Source organism: Streptomyces sp. NPDC058231 (assembly GCF_042882275.1).
GTDB lineage: Bacteria > Actinomycetota > Actinomycetes > Streptomycetales > Streptomycetaceae > Streptomyces.
In genome coordinates, this window is record NZ_JBHVWN010000174.1 from 1 (window position 1) to 1,408 (window position 1,408).

1 protein-coding gene is annotated in these 1,408 nt (G+C 67.6%); it reads left to right on the forward strand.

All coding sequences use genetic code 11. The features are described from left to right. Positions 1–948: 948 nt before the first annotated feature. Positions 949–1,408: GAF domain-containing protein (locus ACFVXE_RS39085; protein WP_389678564.1), on the forward strand; the 460-nt coding region annotated here is incomplete at its 3' end.

Consider the following 1,408-nt stretch of genomic DNA (forward strand, 5'->3'; position numbering starts at 1 on the left):
CTGGTGGCACAGGCGTATCGAAATCTGAGGCGGACAGGACGCGCCTGGCCCCCGCCGAACACTCTCGGACCATGCGTCTCTGTCCTCCTGACACAGCGGCGAGGTGGTCGCCCCAGTTGTCCTGTGCTAACCGGGCCCACCTGTGGGCCGTACTGGAGGCGATGCCGGGGAGATCGCTGACGACGAGCAATGTTGCATCAGATGCAACCGCTCCGCACCGTCGACCAGCAGTTGGTGCGCGCCACCCGGTCACGTTGAAGGTCGTCGCCCGCGCAGTCGGAGACGTGTCTGGAAGTCTGCCTTCCACGCCTGCGCGAGTTCGGTCTGGCGGTCCGGGATTGAGGCCACGGTGCAGGCGGAGGAGCAGACTGCGATCCAGCTTCCCGAAGAATCGTGGTGGGACCGGAATTTCGTTGCAGCTGCCGTGCCAAGGGCTTCGCCGGCAGCGCACTGATATGGACTCGTCCCGAGACTCTTGGCGCAACTCGGGGTGATGTCATGCTTGCGGCACTCGTCGAGTTCTCCCCTGACGGCACCGGTGGATCGACCTCCGTGTGTGACCGGCGCGGGGCCGTGGCAGGTGTCGAAGTCGAAGCGCCGGCTCAGGTGGCTGCCGATGGACAGCCAGGCGATGGGCACCTTCGCGATACCGCTCCAGCGTTGATGCCCGTGTCCGATGGAGTGACTCGTTCGGCTGTTCCGGTCGCGTGTTGGGGGCCGAAGACGCGCATGCGGGAGCGGCCGGCACAGCGTGAGGTGACCCGATACGACGATTGCGGAACGCGCACGCCGCACAGCGCTGCGAAGTCTCGCAAAGCGGCCAGGTGAGGGGCAGGTCGGAAGTCGGGGCCGAGCCCGGACACCTGCAGCCCTCTTCACGGAGCGGCGTGCACCGGCGCAGTCGTGGCCTGCATAGATGTCCGAATCTCCGAAATATACAGTTGATTCATGAATGCCCGATTGATCTTGCTCGACAGTGTGCAACAGGGCGTCTCGGAGGGTGAGCTACTGCGGCTCGCCGTTCTGCACGCCGTCGCCGAGCTGGGCGCCTTGGGCGGCACGGTGCACCTGCGTGGCCCCATGTCCGCGCTACGTCTCGTGTCGGCGGCCGGTCTGCCCCCGGCCTTGGCTCTGCCCTGGGAGATCATTGACCAGGGGGGCAACGAAGTCCCGGCCCGTGCCGTACGCGGCGGCACCGTGTGGTCGCCCCACGACCCCACAGCCACCGCACAGGCCGCCTCCGCCAGCGACGACTGGCCGGGCACCGGCCTTGCCGCGGTGCCGCTGCACGGCAGGGAGCGCCCAGTTGGAGCCCTCACCGTCGTGACGGGTGAAGCAGGAGAGCCCACGGCGGAGCAGTGGGACTTCCTCTCGGCGGTCGGCACCTGGGCAGCGGACCGGATGAGCC